This window comes from Ruegeria lacuscaerulensis (genome assembly GCF_013034745.1).
Lineage (GTDB): Bacteria > Pseudomonadota > Alphaproteobacteria > Rhodobacterales > Rhodobacteraceae > Ruegeria > Ruegeria lacuscaerulensis_B.
In genome coordinates, this window is record NZ_WQGP01000013.1 from 18,694 (window position 1) to 39,084 (window position 20,391).

Here is a 20,391-nt window from a genome sequence, read left to right on the forward strand (position 1 = left end):
TACGGCTTGCATCTTTCGGGTACAAAGCCTCAGACTGATCCCAGGAACCGGGGGGAAGAATGAACATTGCGCTGATTGGTTTGGGGATGGTTGCGGGCACCCATGTTGCTGCGATCTCCGCATCGGACTGCGGCCTGAAACTGGCTGGCGTTCTGGGTCGCGACCCTGGAAAAACCGCGCAATTTGCGAACCGGCATGGCACGCGGGCCTATGCATCGGTTCAGGAGATCGCCAATGATCCATCCGTCGATTTCGCAATCATCGCCACCCCACCGGACCAGCGCTTGTCACTTGTGCAAACCCTTGTAGCGGCAGGTAGACCTATTCTCATGGAAAAGCCGGTTGAGCGGGATTTACAAGCCGCCACCCGGATCGTCGAACTGTGCGAAACTGCCGGGGTGCCGCTGGGCATCGTGTTTCAACACCGCGCACGAGCGGCCTCGGCTGCGCTGAAGGCGGCCTTGGAGGCAGGCGAGCTGGGCTCAATCGCGACGGTCGATATCTGTGTGCCGTGGTGGCGTGACCAAAGCTACTATGACGCGCCGGGGCGCGGCACCTATGCGCGCGATGGCGGTGGTGTGATGATCTCGCAGGCGATCCATACGCTGGATCTGGCCATATGGCTGCTGGGGCCGATCACCTCGGTTCAGGCCATGATGCGGCAGACGCCTCTGCATGATCTGGAGGCCGAGGATTGGGCCGGTGCTTTGTTCGAAACTGAAAGCGGTGCCATCGGCAATTTGATGGCCACCACCGCCGCATTTCCGGGCATGGCCGAGACCATCACGATCCAAGGCACCCGCGCCAAGGCGCATCTGGGCGCAGGCGTGTTGACGATCACCGCGATGGATGGAACTCAGACAACCTTCGGCGAAACGGCAACGACCGGGGGTGGCGCCGATCCGATGGCCTTTACCCATGAATGGCACCAATCGGTGATTGAAGATTTTGCCGAGGCTATCCGTACGGGACGCCCGCCTATGGCCACGGGCCGCAGCGCGCTTTTGACCCATGCGGTCATTGATGCGATGCAAATCGCCAGCGAAACCGGCCTGAAAACGAGAGTATCCGCATGAGCCTGACCTGCGTCGCCCTTGGGCTGGATCACCGCCATATCTATGGCATGACTGAAAACATGCGCAAAGCGGGGGTTGTCTGTGTCGGCTATTGGACGGAGGGCGACCCCGTCACTCTGCCCGGTTATGTGAAACGGTTCCCCGACATCCCCCGGTTTGACCGCCTGGAGGACGCGCTTGGCTGGGGTGCCGATCTGGCCCTGGTCTCGGCCGTTCCGGCAGACCGCGCGGCGCTGACGGTCAAGGCCATGCAAAACGGCATGGATGTTATGACCGACAAGCCCGGGTGTACATCCTTCGAACAGTTGGATCAGATAAAAGGGGCCGTGGCCGAGACCGGGCGCATCTGGTCGGTCAATTTCTCGGAACGGTTCGAAACCGCCGTTAGCACCCGCGCCAGCGAGTTGGTTTCGGCAGGGGCTATCGGGCGGGTCGTGCAGACCATCGGGTTGGGCCCGCACCGCCTGAACAAACCCACCCGACCGGACTGGTTCTTCAAACGCGACCGGTACGGGGGGATTTTGGCTGATATCGCCTCGCACCAGATTGATCAGTTTCTGCACTATACTGGGTCGGATACGGCCCAGATCACCAACGCATTTGTCGCCAACTATGCCAATCCCGACGACCCCGAGTTGCAGGATTTCGGAGAGCTTAGCCTGCGCAGCGCCCATGCCACTGGCTATATCCGGGTGGATTGGTACACGCCCGATGCGCTGCCCAATTGGGGTGATGGGCGGCTGACGATCTTGGGAACCGAGGGGTATATCGAACTGCGTAAATATGTGGACGTAGGCGGCGCACCCGGTACAGATCACCTGATTCTGGTCAATGGTGAGCGGTGTGAAAAGATCGACGCCTTAGGCGCTGGCCTGCCGTATTTCGCGCGTCTGGCCCATGATATCCAACACCGCACCGAAACCGCGATGACGCAGGCGCATTGCTTCACGGTCATGGAACTGGCGCTGCGGGCGCAGGAAATGGCAGAGGCGTCATGATCAATGTCGCAATCCTCGGCGCGGGTATCGGAGCGCAACATCTGGCGGCGCTGTCTCAGCTTGGCGATAGGTTCCGTGCGGCCGCCGTTGTCGATAAGGATGCAGCCCGGATTGAACAGATCAGGGGCGATGCTGATTTCGCGGCGCTCACCGAGATTCAGGATGCACTGGATGATCCCTCCATCGACCTTATTGATATCTGCCTGCCGCCGCATCTGCATGTGCCGATCACGCTGGCCGCGCTGAAGGCCGGAAAGCACGTGGTGTGCGAGAAACCTCTGGCCACCTCGATGCGGGATGTGGACCAGATCATCGAAACAGCGCGAAACACGGGCAAGCAGGTGTTCCCGGTCTTTCAATACCGCTGGGGCCCGGCCCTTTCGCAACTCCGCCACTTGCAGAACGAAGGTCTGACCGGCGCCGTCCAGACCGCCGCGCTTGAAACGCACTGGTCGCGCGGGGCCGATTACTACGCTGTCCGCTGGCGCGGAACGTGGGAGGGCGAGCGCGGTGGGGTTGTGCTGGGCCATGCGATCCACAACCACGACCTGCTGACACATATCGCGGGTGACATTGCGTCGGTTTCGGCGATGGTGACAACGCGGGTCAACCCGATCGAAACCGAAGACTGCGCGGCCATCTGCTTTGCCATGACATCGGGCGCGTTGTGCACCAGCAACATCACTCTGGGCGCGGCAACGGACGAAACACGCCTGCGGATCGTGTTTGAACACCTGACCGCAACCTCGGGCACCGAACCTTACGCGCCAGGTCAGGCGAAATGGACCTTCACGGCCCGCGACCCCGCCCTGCAGAAAGACATCGACACCGTGCTTAGCCGCTCACCCACGGAACCCGCCGGATTTGAGGGGTTTTTCGCAGAAATCAGCAAAGCCCTGCGCGGGCAGCCGAACACGGCGTTGACGCTTGCCGAAGGTGCGGCCTCGGTCAGTCTTGTCACCGCGATCTACCATGCGGCACGCAGTGGGCAGCGAGTGGCACTGCCCATCACACCCGATCACCCGCTTTATGAAGGATGGCTGCCATGAAACAATGCTGGCGCTGGTTTGGCCCAGAAGACCCGATTGCCCTGTCCGATCTGCATCAGGTGGGCGTACAGGGCATCGTCACCGCCTTGCACCACATCCCGCCCGGTCAGCCTTGGGACGTCCCGGCTATTGCCGACCGGCAAGCCATGCTGGCCGAGGCTGGCTTTGAATGGGACGTCGTCGAAAGCCTGCCCGTTTCCGAGACGATCAAAACACAGACGACGGACATGGCAGCGCATCTTGAGGCCTATAAATTCAGCCTGCGCGCGCTGGCGTCTCGCGGGATTGAGGTGGTGTGCTACAACTTCATGCCGATCCTCGATTGGACCCGCACCGCCCTGCGCGCGCCGCAACCCCATGGCGGCTCTGCCATGCTGTTCGATCTGACTGATTTTGCCACGTTCGACATCCACATCCTGAAACGTCCCGGCGCGTCCGAGAATTATTCCGAACTTGTCCAGCACGCGGCCTCCAAACGGTTCGCCGAAATGTCCGACACGGCCAAATCCCGGCTGCAACACAATGTCACCGCCGGGCTACCGGGTGCCAATGACCAGTGGAGCGTCGAGGATGTCCGCGCCCTGCTGGACACCTACCGCGACATCGACCGCACCCGGTTGCGCGCACACCTTGTCGACTTTTTGGCCGAGGTTGCCCCGGTCGCGCAGGAGCATGGTCTGCGCCTGTGCTGTCACCCGGACGATCCGCCATTTTCTCTGCTCGGGCTACCGCGCGTGATGTCCAGCGTGGATGACTACGGTGCCGTTCTGGACGCGGTTGACCTGCCAGCAAATGGCGCGACGCTGTGTACCGGATCGCTGGGCGTGGCGGCCAGTTTCGACGGGCCGGAATTTGTCCGCAGGCATGGCAGCAAAATCCACTTCGCGCATCTGCGAAACACGAAACGAATTGCAGGATCGGACGCAGAAAAACCCGATTTCTACGAGGCCGCGCATCTGGAAGGCGACACCGACATGGCGGGCACCGTGCGGGAATTGATGGCCGAGCAGAAACGAAGAAAACAAGCAGGCCGCAGCGATTGGCAAATTCCGATGCGTCCTGATCATGGGCAGGAATTGCTCGGCGACCGGGGCGGCCATAGCACGCCGGGTTACCCTTTGATCGGCCGGATGCGCGGCTTGGCCGAACTGCGCGGTCTGATGGAAGCTTTCACCTGATCGGCACTGCATATAAGTGCTTGCCTGACGGCAGTAATCCCCGTTTACTGATCGCACCTAACCGGGCAGCGGGGTGTCTTTGGGACGCGCCCGACGTCTTTTGCAAGACGCGTGAAACCCCCGCGAAAACCGATGCAGGACCGCATCTTTTTCACAGCATCAGCCCGCTCCGATAGGGCTGAAAAACGGGAGGTTTCCGAATGAAAACCGCAGGCGTAATCGGTCTTGGGGATATGGGCAGCGGGCTGGCCAAGAACCTGATCAAGAATGGCTTTGAAACCTCGGGCTTTGACCTGAGCGAAACACGCATGGCCGCATTTGCCGATATGGGTGGGTTGGCAAAGGACAGCGTGGGTCAGGTGGGTCGTCACGCCGCCAGCGTGTTTGTCATGGTCATGAACGGCGATCAGGCCCGCGCGGTCATTCTGGGCGAGGATGGGCTGGTGGCCAACATGACCAAGGGCGGAACCGTGATCCTGTCGGCGACGATCACACCCGCCGAGGCGCGCGGCATTGCGCAGGACATGGAAGGGTCAGGCATTCACCTGATCGACACACCCGTTTCGGGCGGGTTTCCCGGCGCGCAGAATGGCACGTTGACGATGATGGCGGCCGCCGCGCCCGAGGTTCTGGACCAGAACGCCGAGGTGATGCAGGCCGTTTCCGGCACCATTCACCGGGTGGGGGAACATGCTGGCGACGGACAGACCGTCAAAGCCTGTCTGCAATCGCTGATCGGCTCGATCTTTTCGGCCACGTTCGAGGCTGCGGCCCTTGCTGCCAAGGCTGGTGTCAGCGGTCAGGCCCTGCTGGACGTGTTCGCGTCCTCCAGCGCAGGCTGCGGCGTGGTGAACACGGCGCTTGAAAACATCATTGATCGCAAGTTTGTCGCCACCGGCAGCCATATCGCCACCATGCACAAGGACCTGACCATATCGCTGGCCGTGGCCGGAGAGCTTGGGGTTCCGATGCAGACCGCCGCGTCTGCGATGCAGATCTTTCACGCCGGGAAAACGAAATACCCAGATGGCGACAACTGGATCTGCACAAAGGTGATCGAAGAGATCATCGGCGCCGAACTGCATCGCTAAAGGAGGCCCGTCATGAAATTAGGAGTTATTTGCGACGGGATTTCCCGCGATCTGAAACATGCGGTCGATGTCATGGATGAATTCGGTCTGGACTATGCTGAACTTCAATTCGTCGGCGATACCGAAGTGGGCGATCACAGCCCGCAGGAGATTGCCGAGATTGATGCGCTGTTGCGGGATCGGGGCAAACCCGTCTCATGCCTGTCGCGCCATATTTTCGCGGGTATGACAGCCGCCAACCAGCCCGGAGACGAGCTGCATGTCAAACATATGGACGCGCTGAAGCGGGTGATCGACATGGCGCATATCGTCGGCTCTCCGCTGGTACGGATCATGACCCAAAGGAAAGAACAGATTCTGTGGGGCAAAAACGGGGCCGAGAAATGGAACGTTGCCCATGGTGTCTGGGATACGATGCCGCCCCTGATCGCGCCTGCCGTAGAACTGGCTAAAGCCGAGGGCGTGACGCTGGTTGTCGAGACCGGGAACGGTACGCTGGTGAACTCGAACTACACCGCGCGCAAGCTGATTGACGATCTTGACGCCAAAGATGTGCTGAAGGTCCTGTGGGACCCCGGCAACAACTGCTGGTGTCATGAACTGGCCTATCCCGACGGGTATGACGAGCTGCGCGGTGGCTATCTGGGCCATATCCACATCAAGGACGTCAAGGTGGACACGCCACGCGCAACACTCGAAGTGCGCCGGATGGGCGAGGGTCAGCTGGCCGATCTGTTCGCCCCGATTGCCGCTGCTCTCCGCTCGGATGGCTATGACGGCGTGGTGTCCTTCGAAAGTGTCTATCACCCCGGCAATGGCAATTTCGAGGACGGGTTCCGTTTGTGCGTGGACCGGTTCAAAGAAGTGTTTGCGTAACGCGCGCACCTGTGCCCGCGTGACTTACGCGGGCACTTCCATATGTTCGGCGTTCAGCTTGTCCCAATCAAACTCGACCCCGATGCCCGGCGTATTCGGGGCCACCGCCAGACAGTTTTCAACGACCAGAGGGCGGGTCGTGTACTGGTCGATGGGAAAAGAATGAACCTCAAGCCAACCCGCGTTGGGTTGCGCGGACACAAGACTTACGTGCAGCTCCTGCATTCCGTGACTGCAAACCGGGATATTGTGCTTGGCGCTCAGCGCCGCGACCCGCAGCCAGCCGGTGATGCCGCCGCAATTCGACGCGTCGGGTTGGATGAAGCTTAGTTTGGCGTCGTCAAAGGCGTATTCGAACTCATGGATGGTGTGCAGGTTTTCCCCCATGGCCAACGGAACGCCCGTGGCGTCAGCGATACGGCCATAGCCTTTGTAGTCATCGGGAATCGTGGGTTCTTCGAACCACAGGATATCGTGCTCGGCAAAGCCCTTGGCGGCGGTGATCGCCTGATCCACTGTCATCGAATAATTGGCGTCGACCATAAAGAAGCGATCTGGCCCCAACATCTCGCGCACAGCTTTTGCGCGAGCCAGATCATCGGCCAGATCAGGCTGGCCGACCTTGATCTTCACTCCGTTGAACCCGCGTGACAGATAGCCCTCGGTCTGGCGCAACAACTTGTCGAGCGAGAAGTTCAGGTCGATCCCACCCGCATAAGCCTTGCAGCGGTCCGCTGTACCCCCGGCCATTTGCCAAAGCGGCGCGCCGGTGCGTTTGCCGCGCAGATCCCACAGCGCAATATCGACGGCCGAAATCGCAAATGAGGCGATGCCGCCCCGCGCCACGTAGTGCACATGCCACTGCATGGCGTCATACAGGTCTTCTATCCGGTCGGCGTCCTGTCCGACCAGAAAAGGAGCCAAGTCATTTTGAATCATTGCCAGAATGGCATGGCCGCCCTTGCCTCCGGTATAGGTGTAACCGACTCCTTCGCCCCCATCATCAGTTCGAATCGTGACAGTGATCAGCTGGAAAAACGTGTGATCGCCGTGCTTTGCGTCCACCAGCACCTCGGTCAACGGAACATTGAACAATCGCGCCGAGAGGTTTTCGATACGTGCCACGGTCCAAGGCCTCTTTTGATGTGTCGATGTTTGGAAACTGTAAGAGGGTAAATGGAAAAAGAAAGCCCAAGATCAGCGGTAAGTAAGCCCTAGTGTCGTTTTGAAAAATGACATTCGGTTTGGAAAAGATGGGCGAGGCGCTATTTCCGTGCCTTGTCAGTGTCCGGATATTCAACCCATTTAGTTGGTCACCGCGACAGGTTCAGTTTCGAGGAAAGCCCACCGGATGTTTAAAGCAATGGATGAAAGTTACCTGACTTAAATCATTTGCGTAATTTGTTCTGAAAAAGTGGTGAGCCGTGGAGGATTTGGACCTGAGATCCGCTACCGAGGCGTTGTAGAAGCGTATCATAGTTCTTTTGTACCGTGACCATTCGAACAGCATTGAAGCCCATTCCGACCCGTCTGCACATTTTGACGTTCGGGACTGGTTACACAAAGTCTGGAGTGTGCGGAAATCGAACCTTTTCTTAGCTCTCGTTGATTGGCGAGGAGACTATTCCCGGCATTGACTATCCTGTGGACACAAAAATCTCTATAACTCTATAAAACGATGTTGTTGTTTGTCGTTTTGAAAAAGATGAAAACACGATGCGTTCAAGTATACGAAGCTTTTTGATCGTTCTGACCTGCTTTGTTGGGCTAACAGCTCCCCGCGTTTTGCATGCTTGTACGGTGTGCGTAGAGCTTCCAAAAGCCTCTATTGCTGATCACGTCCTTGCTGCCGAGGTCATCGTATTGGCTGGCCCCTCGTCAGGGAACCCATTCAAGTTCTCAATTAGACGAGTCTTAAAGGGCTCGGACGACAGGTTAAAAGAAATTCCCGAAATTCCGTTTCTGGTTGATAGCGTAACGAGGCGCGCATTCCGCTCTGATCCAACGAATACAGTTCTTTTCACATATGGAGCAACGCGCACAGACAGAGCCGGGCGCAGTTTTTCAAGGGGATGGAAACGCATATTCACGATGACCCCAGAGCGAAAAGAGTTTATCGGGAAACTTCGCTCCGTCGGTCAGCTTTGGAGTTATGGAGAAACGGATAGCTCTGACCGAATTTCGTTCTTCTCTGACTATCTGTGGCACTCTGATCACGTATTACACAGCACTGCCTTGGTTGAAATTGGTCGAGCACCCTACGACTTGGTGCGCCCGATAGGAGACAGGGTTTCAACGAACCAGATCTTGGAAGAGCTCAATAGACTGGATCGCTTTGTCTACAGGCCCACCGTCATACGCCTGCTTGGCCTGCAAAGCGACACGCATGCCCGCTCAATCGTACGTCAGCGATACATCAAAGCACTAAATAACGGGGGCCTAAACGCATTTGAATGGGCGCTTGCTGGCATAGAGGCAGATGGAGCATTGGCAATCAAATCGATTGATCTGGTACTTCAAGGTAATCAAATGACGGATGATGACAAATGGGCGTTCGTCCGGGCTTTAACAGAGGCTGGATCGTCTCAGCCGAGGTTCAGAGGTGAGATTATCGCAATCCTATTAACGGTTCTGGAAAGAGATCGTACCCTCGCGGCTCGGATTGCTTTCGCTACGCGAAATTGGGGAAAGACCCCACTGCACCAACAGTTCAAGGCCATTGCCGATCACGAACTAACAGACCCGGCAACAGAGTTTGTTCTAAATATGGTTCTGGATCAGGAAGTGGCGGTTGAGTAACCCAACTTGATGTTTTTCAAAATCTTATAGCTGTTCGCTATGCGGATATGGGCCTCGCCTCTTTCCGGACTATTGAAAACCTTACAAACTGGATGACAAAACGATCCAAACCATGTGGCGCATTGCCATGCGGCCGTAGAACACAACACCAGAAACCGTGTTACATTGTTTCTGTTAGACAAACCCCGATGGCAGAAGACCAGAGATCACTCACACACAACATTGTAGAAAGGAAAAAAGTGGTGAGCCGTGCAGGATTCGAACCTGCGACCCACTGATTAAAAGTCAGTTGCTCTACCAACTGAGCTAACGGCCCACTCTTTTGTCTGGATCCTTCGATCCGTGGCGCTCTCTAAGGCATTTTCCCGATCGGGTGCAAGTCCTTATTTCACGCGTCGTTTCGCCTGTAATTTCTTACGTTCCGGCGACCCGATAGGCGGCCTAATTAGGCAGGGGACGCTGGGGGGTCAACCCCTTTTTTCAGGAATCTGCGCGATAGGGTGGATTCATTTCAAAGGCAGGGTTATATGCCCGCCATGCAACGAATACTGACTTCGGGTTTGCCCTTCATGAAGATGCACGGGCTGGGCAATGACTTTGTCATTGTGGATGCGCGTGCGCAAAGCATTGACCTAACACCAGCCCTGGCAAAGGGAATCGGGCACCGTCAGTTTGGCGTCGGCTTTGATCAGTTGGCAGTCATCGAAAACGGCGAATCGGATGCGCATCTGGTGTTCTACAACGCGGACGGGTCGACTTCGGCCGCGTGCGGCAATGCCACGCGCTGCATCGCCCGCTTCCTGATGGAGGAAACCGGCAAGCCCGAGCTGACCCTGACGACGGAACGCGGCACGCTTTGTGCGCGCGACGCGGGCGACGGGCTGACCTCGGTCAATATGGGCCCGCCCCAGCTGGAGTGGCACCAGATCCCGCTGGCCGAAGAGGTTGATACGCTGGAACTGCCCATCGAAGGCGGGCCTTCGGCGACCGGAATGGGCAACCCGCACTGCACCTTTTTTGTGGACAATGCCGAGGCAATCCCGCTGGAAGAATTCGGATCGCGCTACGAATATCACCCGCTTTATCCCGAACGCACGAACGTTCAGGTGGCGCAGATCATCGGCCCCGATCACATCCGTATGCGCGTGTGGGAGCGCGGCGTGGGCATCACGCTGGCCTCTGGCTCGTCCTCTTGTGCCACAGCGGTGGCGGCTGCACGGCGCGGCTTGACCAGGCGCAAGGTGCAGATCGAACTGGACGGTGGCACGATCTGGATCGACTGGCGCGAGGATGGTGTCTGGATGACCGGCCCCACGGCCCATGTCTTCTCGGGAACGCTGACCCCTGAGTTTCTGGGGATGCTGGGATGAGCGCGCCCAAGTTCACTACTCTGGGCTGCCGCTTGAACGCCTATGAGACCGAGGCGATGAAAGAACTGTCACAACAGGCAGGCCTGTCGAACGCCGTGGTGGTGAACACCTGCGCCGTGACGGCCGAGGCCGTGCGCAAAGCCCGGCAGGAAATCCGCAAGCTGCGCCGGGAAAACCCCGATGCGCGCCTGATCGTCACCGGCTGCGCCGCCCAGACCGAACCTGAAACCTTCGCCAAAATGGACGAGGTCGACGCGGTCATCGGCAATACCGAGAAGATGCAGCCCGACACCTGGAAAGGCATGGCCGCTGATTTCATCGGTCAGACCGAGGCGGTACAGGTCGATGACATCATGTCCGTGACCGAGACTGCAGGTCACCTGATCGATGGCTTCGGCACCCGATCCCGCGCCTATGTGCAGGTCCAGAACGGCTGTGATCATCGTTGCACCTTCTGCATCATTCCCTACGGGCGTGGCAACTCGCGCAGCGTCCCTGCGGGCGTGGTGGTGGACCAAATCAAGCGGCTGGTGGACCGGGGCTATAACGAGGTCGTGCTGACCGGCGTCGACCTGACCTCATGGGGCGCTGACCTGCCTGCTCAGCCGAAGCTAGGTGATCTGGTGATGCGTATCCTCAAGCTGGTTCCCGACCTGCCGCGCCTGCGGATCAGCTCGATCGACTCGATCGAGGTCGATGAAAACCTTATGCAGGCTATCGCGACGGAACCGCGCCTGATGCCGCATTTGCACCTGTCGCTGCAACATGGCGACGATCTAATCCTGAAACGCATGAAACGCCGCCACCTGCGCGACGACGCCATCCGCTTCACCGAAGAGGCCCGCAAGCTGCGCCCTGACATGACCTTTGGCGCGGATATCATCGCAGGCTTCCCCACCGAAACGGACGCCCATTTCGAAAACTCGCTGAAACTGGTCACGGAGTGCGACCTGACCTGGCTGCATGTCTTTCCCTATTCCAAACGCGAAGGCACACCGGCCGCCCGTATCCCACAGCAAATCAACGGCAACATTGTCAAAGCCCGCGCCGCCCGGCTGCGCGCCGCCGGAGAGGTTCAGGTCGCCGAACACCTGACCGCCCAACTGGGTAAAACCCATCACATTCTGATGGAGAACCCGCATATGGGCCGTACCGAGCAATTCACCGAAGTCACCTTCACCACCCCCCAACCCGAAGGCCAGATCGTCACCGCCACGATAACCGGTCACACGAGCAGCCAACTCAAAGCCTGATCCGTCCTTCATCTGGTCATAAATATCTCGGGGATGAATTGGCCGTAGGCCAAGAAGGGGCTGGCCCCTTCACCTCGCCTGCAACAAAAAACCCCCGCAGCCTTCCGGCGCGGAGGTTTTTAATTTCAGCGATGCAAAAACCTTAGTCTTTGCGCTTACCTTTGACATCGGCCCACAGGCGTTTGTTCACCAGATACAGCAGCACCGACAGAACCGACAGGAAGATCACGCCGACAAAACCGGAATACTTGCGCTCCATCATCTTGGGCTCAGCCGTCCACATCAGGAAGGCCGCAATATCCTCGGACATGGCTTCGACCGTGGCGGGGTGGCCATCGGCGAATTCAACCTGATCATCCGACATAGGAGGTGCCATTGAAATCCATCCACCGGGGAAAGCCTTGTTCTCATAGAGAATGGTGCCGGCCTCTTCTTTTTCCTCACCGGTATAACCGTCCAGCAGCGAGGCGATGTATTCCGCACCACCCATGCCTTTGAACAGCTGGTTGATCCCCAGACCGTATGGGCCGTGGAATCCGGCACGTGCTTTGGCCATCAGGCTCAGGTCCGGTGCACCAACGCCATTGTTGGCCGGGAAGTGGTCGGTCGGGATGGCCGCGCGGAAATCATCCAGCTCGGGATCGAACACTTCGAAGTTCTCTGCCGAATAGGCGATCACTTCTTCTTCCGAGTATCCCAGCGCTTCCAGATCACGCAGAGGTACATATTGCAGGCCGTGGCAGGCCGCGCAGACCTCGGTATAGATCTGAAGACCGCGCTGCAGCTGGTTTTGATCCCAGGTGCCAAACGGCCCTTCGAACGAGAAGTGGAAATCCTCGATATGCTGCTCGCCGCCACCTGCCGCGAAAGACGCAGCAGGGGTAAGGGCCAAGGCAAACGCGGCACCGATTGCAAGTTTCTTGAACATGTTTCCGGTCCCTCTTCTTACTCGGCCGGCGTGGCGTCGGCGTCAGCCTTGCCATAATGCGCGTTGAAGTCTTCTTCGATCGTCTCCGGCTGTGCATCGGGCTTTTCGATGACACCCAGGATCGGCAGGATCACGAAGAAATAGGCGAACCAGTAGGCGGACGCGATCAGCGAGAAGGTCGCATAGGGCTCCTCGGCGGGCATCGCACCCAGCCACATCAGGGCAAAGAAGTCGACGATCAGCAGGTAGAACCACCATTTGAACATCGGACGGTATTTGCCCGAACGCACGGTCGATGTGTCCAGCCACGGGGCCAGCGCCATCGCCAGGATCGCACCGAACATCGCCAGAACACCAAAGAACTTGGCGTCGATGATGCCGCCGGTGATGAAGCTGGCGAATTGCACAACCCAGACCTCGCCGGTGAAGGCACGCAGGATCGCGTAGAATGGCAGGAAGTACCATTCAGGCACGATGTGTGCCGGCGTGACCAGCGGGTTGGCTTCAATGTAGTTATCGGGGTGGCCCAGATAGTTCGGCATGAAGCCGACAACCGCCCAGAACACGACCAGGATCACGGCCAGTGCGAACAGATCCTTGATCACGAAATACGGCCAGAAGGGCAGAGTGTCTTTCTCGGCATCAGCTTTCGACGTACGGCGAACCTCAACACCCGTGGGGTTGTTGTTGCCGGTGGTGTGGAAGGCCCAGATATGCACGATCACCAGCGCCGCAATCACGAACGGCAGCAGATAGTGCAACGAGAAGAAGCGGTTCAGCGTAGCGTTATCCACCGCGGGTCCACCCAGCAGCCAGGTCTGGATCGCGTCACCAACGAAAGGGATCGCGCCAAACAGTCCGGTGATCACGGTCGCTCCCCAGAAGGACATCTGACCCCAGGGCAGAACATAGCCCATGAAGGCAGTACCCATCATCATCAGATAAATCAGCATCCCGATGATCCACGTGATCTCACGCGGGGCTTTGTACGAGCCGTAGAACAGGCCACGGAAGATGTGGATGTAGACCGCAACAAAGAACAGCGATGCGCCGTTCATGTGCAGGTAGCGCAGCATATAGCCGCCATTCACGTTGCGCATGATGTGCTCGATGCTGGCAAAGGCCAGATCAACATGCGGGGTGTAGTGCATCACCAGAACGATACCGGTGACGATTTGCAGCGCCAGGCAGAACGCCAGGACGATGCCCCAGATCCACCACCAGTTCAGGTTCTTGGGGGTTGGGATCATGATGGTGTCGTAAATCAGGCCGACGATGGGCAGGCGGCTGTTCAGCCATTTCTCGCCGTTTGTCTTCGGCTCGTAATGATCGTGGGGAATTCCGGACATCTGGGTCTCCCTTAGCCGAGTTTAATGGTGCTGTTGTCTGTCCATTCCGCAGGCGGAACAGGCAGGTTTTCAGGCGCGGGGCCTTTACGGATTCGGCCAGCCAAGTCGTAGTGCGAACCGTGGCAGGGGCAGAACCAGCCGCCAAAGTCACCGGCATCACCCAGCGGCACACAGCCCAGGTGCGTACATACGCCCATCTGAACCAGCCAGGCACCGGGGGCTTCGCCCTCGGGCGAGGGCATGACGCGGTTTTCGTCGGTCGCGGGCGCATCAGCCGGTTGGTTGAAGTTGCGCGCCAGCGGATCGGGCAGCGCATCCAGACCTTCGGCGTCCTGCTCTTTGGCCTCTTGGATCTCGGCACCGGTGCGGTGACGGATAAAGACGGGTTTACCCAGCCATTTCACAGTCAGCTGCGTCCCCGGCTCAACGCCGCTCACGTCCACACGGATCGAGGACAGCGCCTGAACGTCTGCCGAGGGATTCATTTGGTTGATCAGGGGCCATACGGCTGCACCCGTCGCAACGACACCTGCGCCGCCAGCGACGTAGTAGAGGAAATCTCTGCGGGTGCCTTCGTGGTCTTCTGCGTGGGACACGAGGTTTTCTCCGATTCCGGCGCCCGGAGGATACCGGGCAAACATGCATCAGCACCGCATCAAAGCGGCGTCTCATCGCGGCTATCTATCCGGGAGAAATCGGTTCGTCCAGCGGTCATAGGCGCGCACTACGCCGCATCTGGGCATTCATGTCACAACGTCAGGGTATTTTTTCAAGGTCCGGGCCGGTTTGACCGGAAAAATCCACCTTTGCCCGCCCACGTCTGCTTGGGGTGATTCGGTTTGCTTTGGGCACGCCCGTCACCCTGATGAGTCTCAGTATTCTGGCCGGAGATTTCAGGTGAAATCACCCATAATTTTCCTGATTTTGGCCATGAAAATTTTAACTTTCGCCAGATTTGACCCAGCTAAATATATGAGTTCAAATTAGATATTTCAGAACGCCCGGGTGAGACGCGATTTCGATTGCACTTCAAAGATGAATGCAAGAAGGCGCGGGCAAGGACAATTCTCAGCAGGACGCATCCCATGCCCAAATTTCCCCTGATCACGTTTGTTTTCGCTCTGTCGCTGTCCTCGCAGGTCAGCGCCGCCGGGGACGCAGCCAAAGGAAAGGCGCTTTATAACCGGTGTTCCTCGTGCCACGCGATCATCAAGGGTAATGAGGTTCTGGTCAAAGGTGGAATCACCGGACCGAATCTATTTGGCGTGGTCGGGCGCGTTGCGGGTACAGAAACTGACTACTTGAATGGAAGCGAACGCCTGCCTATTGGCATGTTCACCGATGATATGATCCGCGCTGGACAAGAGGGGCTTGTCTGGACCGAAGACAACATTGCCGCCTATTCAAAAGATCCGATCCGCTTCATCAAAAACTACCTGGACGACGAAACCGCCCGCCCCAACATGAGCGTGCAGCTGAAAAAAGGTGCCGAAGATATCGCCGCCTATCTGGCCACCTTCAGCAACTGACCCTAGCGCTGGCCGCGCATCAGCGTGGCCAGCTTTGCCAAGTCCACCCCGATCCCACCGCCGACCTGATCCGCCGCCGCGAAGCGCACAGCATCGGGTTTGTTCTGATTCAGCTTCCAGGTGCCCTGAATATCATCCACCTGTATCCGACAGGGCACGATCATGCGCATCATTCGGTCCAGCGCCTCGGGCGTCATCTTGTCTGTTGTCCAGGGTGGTTTGGGCAACAGCCGCTGCTCATAAAAGGCCGGCTGGCGGTCCAAAAGGCCCTGCAACTCATCGTGCGGCCGCAGTTCCAGCATTCCCGTCAGATGGACCGCAACATAATTCCACGTCGGCACCTGATCTTCGACCCCGTACCAATCGGGTGAGACATAGCCGTCCGGCCCGGTGACGGCGATTTTCGCCGCGCGCGGTTCTGTCAGCGCGCGGACAATCGGGTTCGACCGCACAAGATGCAATTCAGCGAACGTGCCATCTTCGCTCAGCAGGAAAGGCACATGACTGATCAAAGGAGCGCCTTCGGTGGACAACGCCAACACGCCAAAGGCCCGCGCGCGGGCAAATTCGACACTTAAGGCCTGATCTTCAGAGCGGAAAGCCGGGTTTGGGTGCATATCAAATCTCCTAACGGAACGCCTTGCAGATTCGCAGCGATCTTGGCAAGGTCCGCGTCGTTCTCAGGGCGGGGTGAAATTCCCTACCGGCGGTATGCGGGCGCTGACCCGTAAGCCCGCGAGCGGCCTCAGTACACGAGGTGACAAGCAGATCTGGTGAGAGGCCAGAGCCGACGGTTAAAGTCCGGATGAAAGAGAACGTGCAGCGTGCCCATTGGCGCGGCTGTTCGTGATCGCCTTGGGTGACGTGTCTGTTTTGCTAAGGAGATCACAAATGACACACACCCGCTATGCTTTCGTCAAAGCCAACTGGCATTCCGATATCGTCGATCAGGCGCTGGAAGGGTTCCAACAGGTCATCCCAGCCGACCAGATCGACGTCTACGATGTCCCAGGCGCGTTCGAAATGCCCCTGCTGGCGCGCGATCTAGCGCAAACCGGGCGCTACGCGGCCGTCGCCTGCGCCGCCTTTGTAGTGGATGGCGGCATCTACCGGCATGATTTCGTGGCACAGGCCGTGGTCGACGGTTTGATGCGCGCTGGGTTGGACACAGGTGTGCCGGTCCTGTCGGTCTCGCTGACCCCGCACCAGTATCAGGAAACCGACCATCACAACGCCATCTACCGCGCCCATTTCGTCGAAAAAGGCCGCGAGGCCGCCCAGGCGGCTCTGACAATCACAAAAACCCGCGCCTCAATCGTACAAGCGGCCTGATCGTTCTTCTGTTCGAAAATACCTCGGGGGAGTCGCGCCCGCGCGACGGGGGCAGCGCCCCCTTCCCCCGCTTTCCGCATGCAAATCCGCTTGAGGCCAAAGACACTCCCCGCTAATCACAATTTCCAAAGGAGCACGCCCCATGTCGATGAACAGCTTTGGACACCTCTTCCGCGTCACCACTTGGGGTGAAAGTCATGGCCCCGCCTTGGGCGCCACGGTGGATGGTTGCCCTCCGGGTGTCGCCATAAACGAAGCCATGATCCAGCACTGGCTGGACAAGCGCAAACCCGGGCAGAACAAGTTCACGACCCAGCGCCGTGAGCCCGATCAGGTTAAAATCCTTTCAGGCGTGTTCGAAGGTCAGACTACAGGCACCCCGGTTCAGCTGATGATTGAGAACACCGATCAACGTTCGAAAGACTACGGCGACATCATCGACAAGTTCCGTCCGGGACATGCCGATATCACCTACTGGCAGAAATACGGCATCCGCGACTATCGCGGCGGTGGGCGCAGCTCGGCCCGTGAAACCGCGTCGCGCGTCGCGGCCGGAGGGCTGGCACGTGAAGCGATCAAGCAGATCGCGCCCAACGTGCAGATCACAGGCTACATGACCCAAATCGGCCCACACAAAATCGACCGCGCCAATTTCGACTTGTCGCAGATCGAACAGAACCCGTTCTGGACACCTGACGCCCAAGCCGCCGACGACTGGGCCGCCTATCTGGATGACCTGCGCAAATCCGGCAACTCGGTTGGCGCTGTGGTCGAAGTCGTGGCGCGCGGCGTCCCCGCCGGGCTGGGCGCGCCGATTTATGCCAAGTTAGACACTGATCTGGCCGCCGCGATGATGTCGATCAACGCCGTCAAAGGGGTCGAGATCGGCGAAGGGATGGCCGCTGCTGAACTGACAGGTGAGGCCAATGCCGATGAGATTTTCATGGGTCAGAATGGCCCGCAGTACAGCTCCAACCACGCGGGCGGTATTCTGGGCGGCATCTCGACCGGGCAGGACATCGTGGTGCGGTTTGCGGTAAAGCCTACTTCGTCGATCCTGACCACGCGCAAGACGATCACCAAATCGGGTGAGGAAACCGAGATCATCACCAAAGGCCGCCACGACCCCTGCGTTGGCATCCGTGCCGTCCCAGTGGGTGAGGCGATGATGGCCTGCGTGATTCTGGACCACCTGCTGCTGCATCGCGGTCAGATCGGAGAAAACCGTGGACATATCGGCTGATCTGCGCAGCCGCCTGCGCGCTGTCGTGGCGCAACGCATGGAAACGGACCCGGCCCATGATCTGGCCCATCTGGACCGTGTCTGGGTAAACGCTCGGGCCATTTCCGATGACCAGACTGACATGACTGTCCTGCTTGCCGCCAGCTATCTGCACGATCTGGTCAACTTGCCAAAAGATGACCCGGATCGCCATCTGGCCTCGCGCAAGTCCGCATCGGAATCAGAGCCTATTCTGACGAGTTTCGGCTTTAGCCGCGCCCAAATTGACGCCACCAAACATGCCATTGAGGCGCATAGCTTCTCGGCCAATATCCCGCCCGAGACGCCCGAGGCACGCATCCTGCGCGATGCCGACAGGCTGGATGCGCTGGGCGCCATCGGGATTGCACGGAACTTTTCGGTCTCGGGCGCATTGGGGCGCACGCTCTACGATGCAGCCGATCCGTTTGCGGCTGATCGCGCGCTGGATGATCTGCACTATTCGCTCGACCATTGGAAAGTGAAACTGCTGAGCTTGTCTGATGACATGCTGACTGAAACCGGGCGGCAGATCGCAAAAGCAAGGACCGCGCGTATGATCCGTTTTCTGCACGAGTTCGCCGAGGAAATCGGCAGTGACCTGCCGCGGACGTGGATAAACGGCGACGCGACCAGTTGATCTTTGCCCGTTAAAGGCGCAGGGTCCGGCCCATGGCAAAATCCTTAACATCGCATCGACCCGCCCTGGCGGTGGGTCTGAAGCTGGGCGCATTGTTCCTGTTCACGGCCATGGCCGCATTGGTCAAAGCGCTGTCGGATACGTTCCCGCCGGGCGAGATGGTCTTTTTCCGCTCGCTCTTTGCCATCCCTGTGATCATTGGCTGGCTGCTCTGGCGTGGAGAGCTGGCGCAAGGGTTGATCACCCGAAAGCCGATGGGCCACGTCTGGCGCGGTGTTCTGGGAACTTCGGCCATGGGGCTGACCTTTACGGGGCTGGCCCTGCTGCCTCTGCCCGAGGTCACGGCCATTGGCTACGCCACGCCGATCTTCACGCTGATTCTGGCGGCCGTCATTCTGGGTGAGCGCATTCGCATGATCCGTATCGGTGCTGTCGGCCTTGGGCTGCTGGGCGTTCTGATCATGATCTGGCCCCGGCTGGACGGCAACAACATGGAAAGCACGGCAACCCTCGGCGCGCTATGCGTTCTGGTTGCCACGATGGCGCGAGGATTCGTGCAAATCCATATCCGACAACTGGTTCAGGTCGATCACCCCGCCGCCGTGGCCTTTTACTTTTCTGTCACGGCAACGCTGCTGTCCGCCTTGACGGCATTTTGGGGATGGACCGCGCCCACGCTTGAACAGACCCTAATATTGGCTCTTGTGGGGCTGACAGGAGGGGTTGCACAGATATTGGTCACGACGTCCTACAAGTTCGCGCAAGCCTCGATGCTGGCACCTTATGACTATACCACGATGCTGTTTGCGGTGGTCATCGGCTATGTCTGGTTCGACGAGCTGCCGACTTTGGTCATGCTGGGTGGGGCAGCGTTGGTTATCGCAGGAAATGTGGTGGTGATCCTGCGCGAACGGCAACTGGGGCTGGAGCGGGCAAAAGCGCGTTCAGTCACGGATCCCAAAGGCTGATCTTTACCTTTCGCGAACTTCACCTAGGTTGGGCGCAACACAAGGAAAGGTTCCCACCATGAGTGATGCGCAGGATCACAAGGAAAAGATGCAGAAGGTGCAGGCCCAGCACCGCAAGAAAGTCTCCGAGGCCGTAGACCCCGAGCGCGGGTTGGTCCTGATCAATACCGGCAAGGGCAAGGGTAAGTCCTCGGCTGCGTTTGGTGTGGTCATTCGGGCGCTGGGCTGGGGCCAGAAAGTTGCCGTTGTGCAGTTCATCAAGGGTAAGTGGAAAACGGGTGAGCGGCGTTTCTTTGAAGAACGCGATCTGGTCACATGGCACACAATGGGCGAGGGCTTTACCTGGGACACGCAGGACCGAGAGCGTGACATCGCCGCGGCCAACGCCGCCTTTGGCAAGGCGTGTGACCTGATGGCCAGCGGGCACTATGACCTGGTGGTTTTGGACGAGATCAACATTGCCCTTCGGTACGAGTATCTGTCGGTCGAGCAGGTCATTGATGGGCTGAATGCACGCTCGGACAAAACCAGCGTGTTTCTTACGGGCCGCGACGCGCCGCAGGCGCTGCGTGACTATGCAGATCTTGTCACCGAAATGACGGAAGAGAAACACCCGTTCCAAGCTGGTATCAAAGCCCAGCGCGGCGTGGATTTTTAAGTGTTGGAATGACAGAGCGCCCCTGATCATAAGTCT

At 58.6% G+C, this 20,391-nt stretch carries 20 protein-coding genes, 1 tRNA gene and 1 riboswitch; of the genes, 15 read left to right on the forward strand and 6 right to left on the reverse strand.

Features of this window, described 5'->3' with window-relative positions; translation table 11 throughout:
- The first annotated feature begins 59 nt into the window (after positions 1-59).
- The 6 genes from GOV79_RS20530 (at position 60) to GOV79_RS20555 (ending at position 6,268) form a co-directional block, all read left to right on the forward strand.
- Entirely contained in the window at positions 60-1,076 is a 1,017-nt protein-coding gene (locus GOV79_RS20530; protein ID WP_170791544.1) for a Gfo/Idh/MocA family protein, read from the forward strand.
- Positions 1,073-2,074, forward strand: a complete 1,002-nt coding sequence (locus GOV79_RS20535; protein WP_170791546.1) for a Gfo/Idh/MocA family protein — start codon at positions 1,073-1,075, stop codon at positions 2,072-2,074. The genes GOV79_RS20530 and GOV79_RS20535 overlap by 4 nt, the downstream gene beginning before the upstream one ends.
- The gene (locus GOV79_RS20540; protein ID WP_170791548.1) at positions 2,071-3,123 is read left to right on the forward strand and encodes a Gfo/Idh/MocA family protein; all 1,053 of its coding nucleotides are present in this window, start codon (positions 2,071-2,073) and stop codon (positions 3,121-3,123) included. The genes GOV79_RS20535 and GOV79_RS20540 overlap by 4 nt, the downstream gene beginning before the upstream one ends.
- On the forward strand, positions 3,120-4,301 hold the full coding sequence (gene uxuA, locus GOV79_RS20545) for a mannonate dehydratase (protein WP_170791550.1): 1,182 nt from the start codon (positions 3,120-3,122) through the stop codon (positions 4,299-4,301). Before GOV79_RS20540 ends, uxuA begins: the two co-directional genes overlap by 4 nt.
- 200 nt (positions 4,302-4,501) lie before the next feature.
- On the forward strand, positions 4,502-5,392 hold the full coding sequence (locus GOV79_RS20550) for an NAD(P)-dependent oxidoreductase (protein WP_170791552.1): 891 nt from the start codon (positions 4,502-4,504) through the stop codon (positions 5,390-5,392).
- A gap of 12 nt (positions 5,393-5,404) precedes the next feature.
- Positions 5,405-6,268: a sugar phosphate isomerase/epimerase family protein gene (locus GOV79_RS20555; RefSeq protein ID WP_170770787.1), complete on the forward strand. Its 864-nt coding sequence runs from the start codon at positions 5,405-5,407 to the stop codon at positions 6,266-6,268.
- 24 nt (positions 6,269-6,292) lie between these two features.
- Here GOV79_RS20555 and GOV79_RS20560 read toward each other — a convergent pair whose 3' ends face one another.
- A complete protein-coding gene (locus tag GOV79_RS20560; RefSeq protein ID WP_170791554.1) occupies positions 6,293-7,393 on the reverse strand; it encodes a mandelate racemase/muconate lactonizing enzyme family protein in 1,101 nt (366 codons plus the stop codon).
- 615 nt (positions 7,394-8,008) lie between these two features.
- Between GOV79_RS20560 and GOV79_RS20565 the strand changes: the two genes are divergently transcribed.
- Positions 8,009-9,067, forward strand: a complete 1,059-nt coding sequence (locus GOV79_RS20565; protein ID WP_170791556.1) for a hypothetical protein — start codon at positions 8,009-8,011, stop codon at positions 9,065-9,067.
- Positions 9,068-9,307: 240 nt separating this feature from the next.
- Here GOV79_RS20565 and GOV79_RS20570 read toward each other — a convergent pair.
- A tRNA-Lys gene (locus tag GOV79_RS20570) sits at positions 9,308-9,383 on the reverse strand.
- A 211-nt stretch (positions 9,384-9,594) separates the two neighbouring features.
- Between GOV79_RS20570 and dapF the strand changes: the two genes are divergently transcribed.
- Complete coding sequence (gene dapF / locus GOV79_RS20575) at positions 9,595-10,437, forward strand: diaminopimelate epimerase (protein ID WP_170791558.1); 843 nt, start codon at positions 9,595-9,597, stop codon at positions 10,435-10,437.
- Complete coding sequence (mtaB, locus tag GOV79_RS20580) at positions 10,434-11,690, forward strand: tRNA (N(6)-L-threonylcarbamoyladenosine(37)-C(2))-methylthiotransferase MtaB (protein ID WP_170791560.1); 1,257 nt, start codon at positions 10,434-10,436, stop codon at positions 11,688-11,690. Before dapF ends, mtaB begins: the two co-directional genes overlap by 4 nt.
- A 142-nt stretch (positions 11,691-11,832) precedes the next feature.
- On the opposite strand, the gene GOV79_RS20585 is transcribed toward mtaB, so the two are convergent.
- The 3 genes from GOV79_RS20585 to petA are packed head-to-tail and all read right to left on the reverse strand — an operon-like array spanning position 11,833 to position 14,563.
- Positions 11,833-12,618, reverse strand: coding sequence for a cytochrome c1 (locus GOV79_RS20585; RefSeq protein ID WP_170791562.1), 786 nt, complete (start codon positions 12,616-12,618; stop codon positions 11,833-11,835).
- Positions 12,619-12,635: 17 nt separating this feature from the next.
- Positions 12,636-13,967, reverse strand: a complete 1,332-nt coding sequence (gene petB / locus GOV79_RS20590; protein WP_170770774.1) for a cytochrome b — start codon at positions 13,965-13,967, stop codon at positions 12,636-12,638.
- An 11-nt stretch (positions 13,968-13,978) separates the two neighbouring features.
- Positions 13,979-14,563: a ubiquinol-cytochrome c reductase iron-sulfur subunit gene (petA, locus tag GOV79_RS20595; RefSeq protein WP_170785419.1), complete on the reverse strand. Its 585-nt coding sequence runs from the start codon at positions 14,561-14,563 to the stop codon at positions 13,979-13,981.
- A gap of 489 nt (positions 14,564-15,052) precedes the next feature.
- Between petA and GOV79_RS20600 the strand changes: the two genes are divergently transcribed.
- Complete coding sequence (locus GOV79_RS20600; RefSeq protein WP_170791563.1) at positions 15,053-15,496, forward strand: c-type cytochrome; 444 nt, start codon at positions 15,053-15,055, stop codon at positions 15,494-15,496.
- Between the two features lie 2 nt (positions 15,497-15,498).
- Here GOV79_RS20600 and GOV79_RS20605 read toward each other — a convergent pair whose 3' ends face one another.
- Positions 15,499-16,113, reverse strand: coding sequence for an FMN-binding negative transcriptional regulator (locus GOV79_RS20605; protein ID WP_170791565.1), 615 nt, complete (start codon positions 16,111-16,113; stop codon positions 15,499-15,501).
- A 55-nt stretch (positions 16,114-16,168) separates the two neighbouring features.
- Positions 16,169-16,317: riboswitch (FMN riboswitch) on the forward strand.
- A 70-nt stretch (positions 16,318-16,387) separates the two neighbouring features.
- Between GOV79_RS20605 and GOV79_RS20610 the strand changes: the two genes are divergently transcribed.
- The 5 genes from GOV79_RS20610 to cobO all read left to right on the forward strand — a co-directional run bounded on the left by GOV79_RS20610 (position 16,388) and on the right by cobO (position 20,355).
- Positions 16,388-16,828 carry a 6,7-dimethyl-8-ribityllumazine synthase gene (locus tag GOV79_RS20610; RefSeq protein ID WP_170791567.1) on the forward strand — a complete coding sequence of 147 codons (441 nt, stop codon included), beginning with the start codon at positions 16,388-16,390 and terminating at the stop codon, positions 16,826-16,828.
- 142 nt (positions 16,829-16,970) lie between these two features.
- Positions 16,971-18,071: a chorismate synthase gene (aroC, locus tag GOV79_RS20615; RefSeq protein WP_170791569.1), complete on the forward strand. Its 1,101-nt coding sequence runs from the start codon at positions 16,971-16,973 to the stop codon at positions 18,069-18,071.
- Positions 18,055-18,729, forward strand: a complete 675-nt coding sequence (locus GOV79_RS20620; RefSeq protein WP_331252776.1) for an HD domain-containing protein — start codon at positions 18,055-18,057, stop codon at positions 18,727-18,729. Before aroC ends, GOV79_RS20620 begins: the two co-directional genes overlap by 17 nt.
- A gap of 32 nt (positions 18,730-18,761) precedes the next feature.
- Complete coding sequence (locus GOV79_RS20625) at positions 18,762-19,697, forward strand: DMT family transporter (protein ID WP_170791571.1); 936 nt, start codon at positions 18,762-18,764, stop codon at positions 19,695-19,697.
- A gap of 58 nt (positions 19,698-19,755) precedes the next feature.
- A complete protein-coding gene (gene cobO, locus GOV79_RS20630; RefSeq protein ID WP_170770762.1) occupies positions 19,756-20,355 on the forward strand; it encodes a cob(I)yrinic acid a,c-diamide adenosyltransferase in 600 nt (199 codons plus the stop codon).
- The last annotated feature ends 36 nt before the right edge of the window (positions 20,356-20,391 follow it).

What these genes read in the sequence shown, in the direction of transcription:
- GOV79_RS20550 (WP_170791552.1), top strand. Translation starts at nt 4,502, where the DNA reads ATGAAAACCGCAGGCGTAATCGGTCTTGGGGATATGGGCAGCGGGCTG.
- mtaB (WP_170791560.1), top strand. Translation starts at nt 10,434, where the DNA reads ATGAGCGCGCCCAAGTTCACTACTCTGGGCTGCCGCTTGAACGCCTAT.
- GOV79_RS20535 (WP_170791546.1), top strand. Translation starts at nt 1,073, where the DNA reads ATGAGCCTGACCTGCGTCGCCCTTGGGCTGGATCACCGCCATATCTAT.
- uxuA (WP_170791550.1), top strand. Translation starts at nt 3,120, where the DNA reads ATGAAACAATGCTGGCGCTGGTTTGGCCCAGAAGACCCGATTGCCCTG.
- cobO (WP_170770762.1), top strand. Translation starts at nt 19,756, where the DNA reads ATGAGTGATGCGCAGGATCACAAGGAAAAGATGCAGAAGGTGCAGGCC.
- GOV79_RS20585 (WP_170791562.1), bottom strand. Translation starts at nt 12,618, where the DNA reads ATGTTCAAGAAACTTGCAATCGGTGCCGCGTTTGCCTTGGCCCTTACC.
- GOV79_RS20605 (WP_170791565.1), bottom strand. Translation starts at nt 16,113, where the DNA reads ATGCACCCAAACCCGGCTTTCCGCTCTGAAGATCAGGCCTTAAGTGTC.
- petB (WP_170770774.1), bottom strand. Translation starts at nt 13,967, where the DNA reads ATGTCCGGAATTCCCCACGATCATTACGAGCCGAAGACAAACGGCGAG.
- dapF (WP_170791558.1), top strand. Translation starts at nt 9,595, where the DNA reads ATGCCCGCCATGCAACGAATACTGACTTCGGGTTTGCCCTTCATGAAG.
- GOV79_RS20530 (WP_170791544.1), top strand. Translation starts at nt 60, where the DNA reads ATGAACATTGCGCTGATTGGTTTGGGGATGGTTGCGGGCACCCATGTT.
- GOV79_RS20610 (WP_170791567.1), top strand. Translation starts at nt 16,388, where the DNA reads ATGACACACACCCGCTATGCTTTCGTCAAAGCCAACTGGCATTCCGAT.
- GOV79_RS20600 (WP_170791563.1), top strand. Translation starts at nt 15,053, where the DNA reads ATGCCCAAATTTCCCCTGATCACGTTTGTTTTCGCTCTGTCGCTGTCC.
- GOV79_RS20540 (WP_170791548.1), top strand. Translation starts at nt 2,071, where the DNA reads ATGATCAATGTCGCAATCCTCGGCGCGGGTATCGGAGCGCAACATCTG.
- aroC (WP_170791569.1), top strand. Translation starts at nt 16,971, where the DNA reads ATGTCGATGAACAGCTTTGGACACCTCTTCCGCGTCACCACTTGGGGT.
- GOV79_RS20625 (WP_170791571.1), top strand. Translation starts at nt 18,762, where the DNA reads ATGGCAAAATCCTTAACATCGCATCGACCCGCCCTGGCGGTGGGTCTG.
- GOV79_RS20555 (WP_170770787.1), top strand. Translation starts at nt 5,405, where the DNA reads ATGAAATTAGGAGTTATTTGCGACGGGATTTCCCGCGATCTGAAACAT.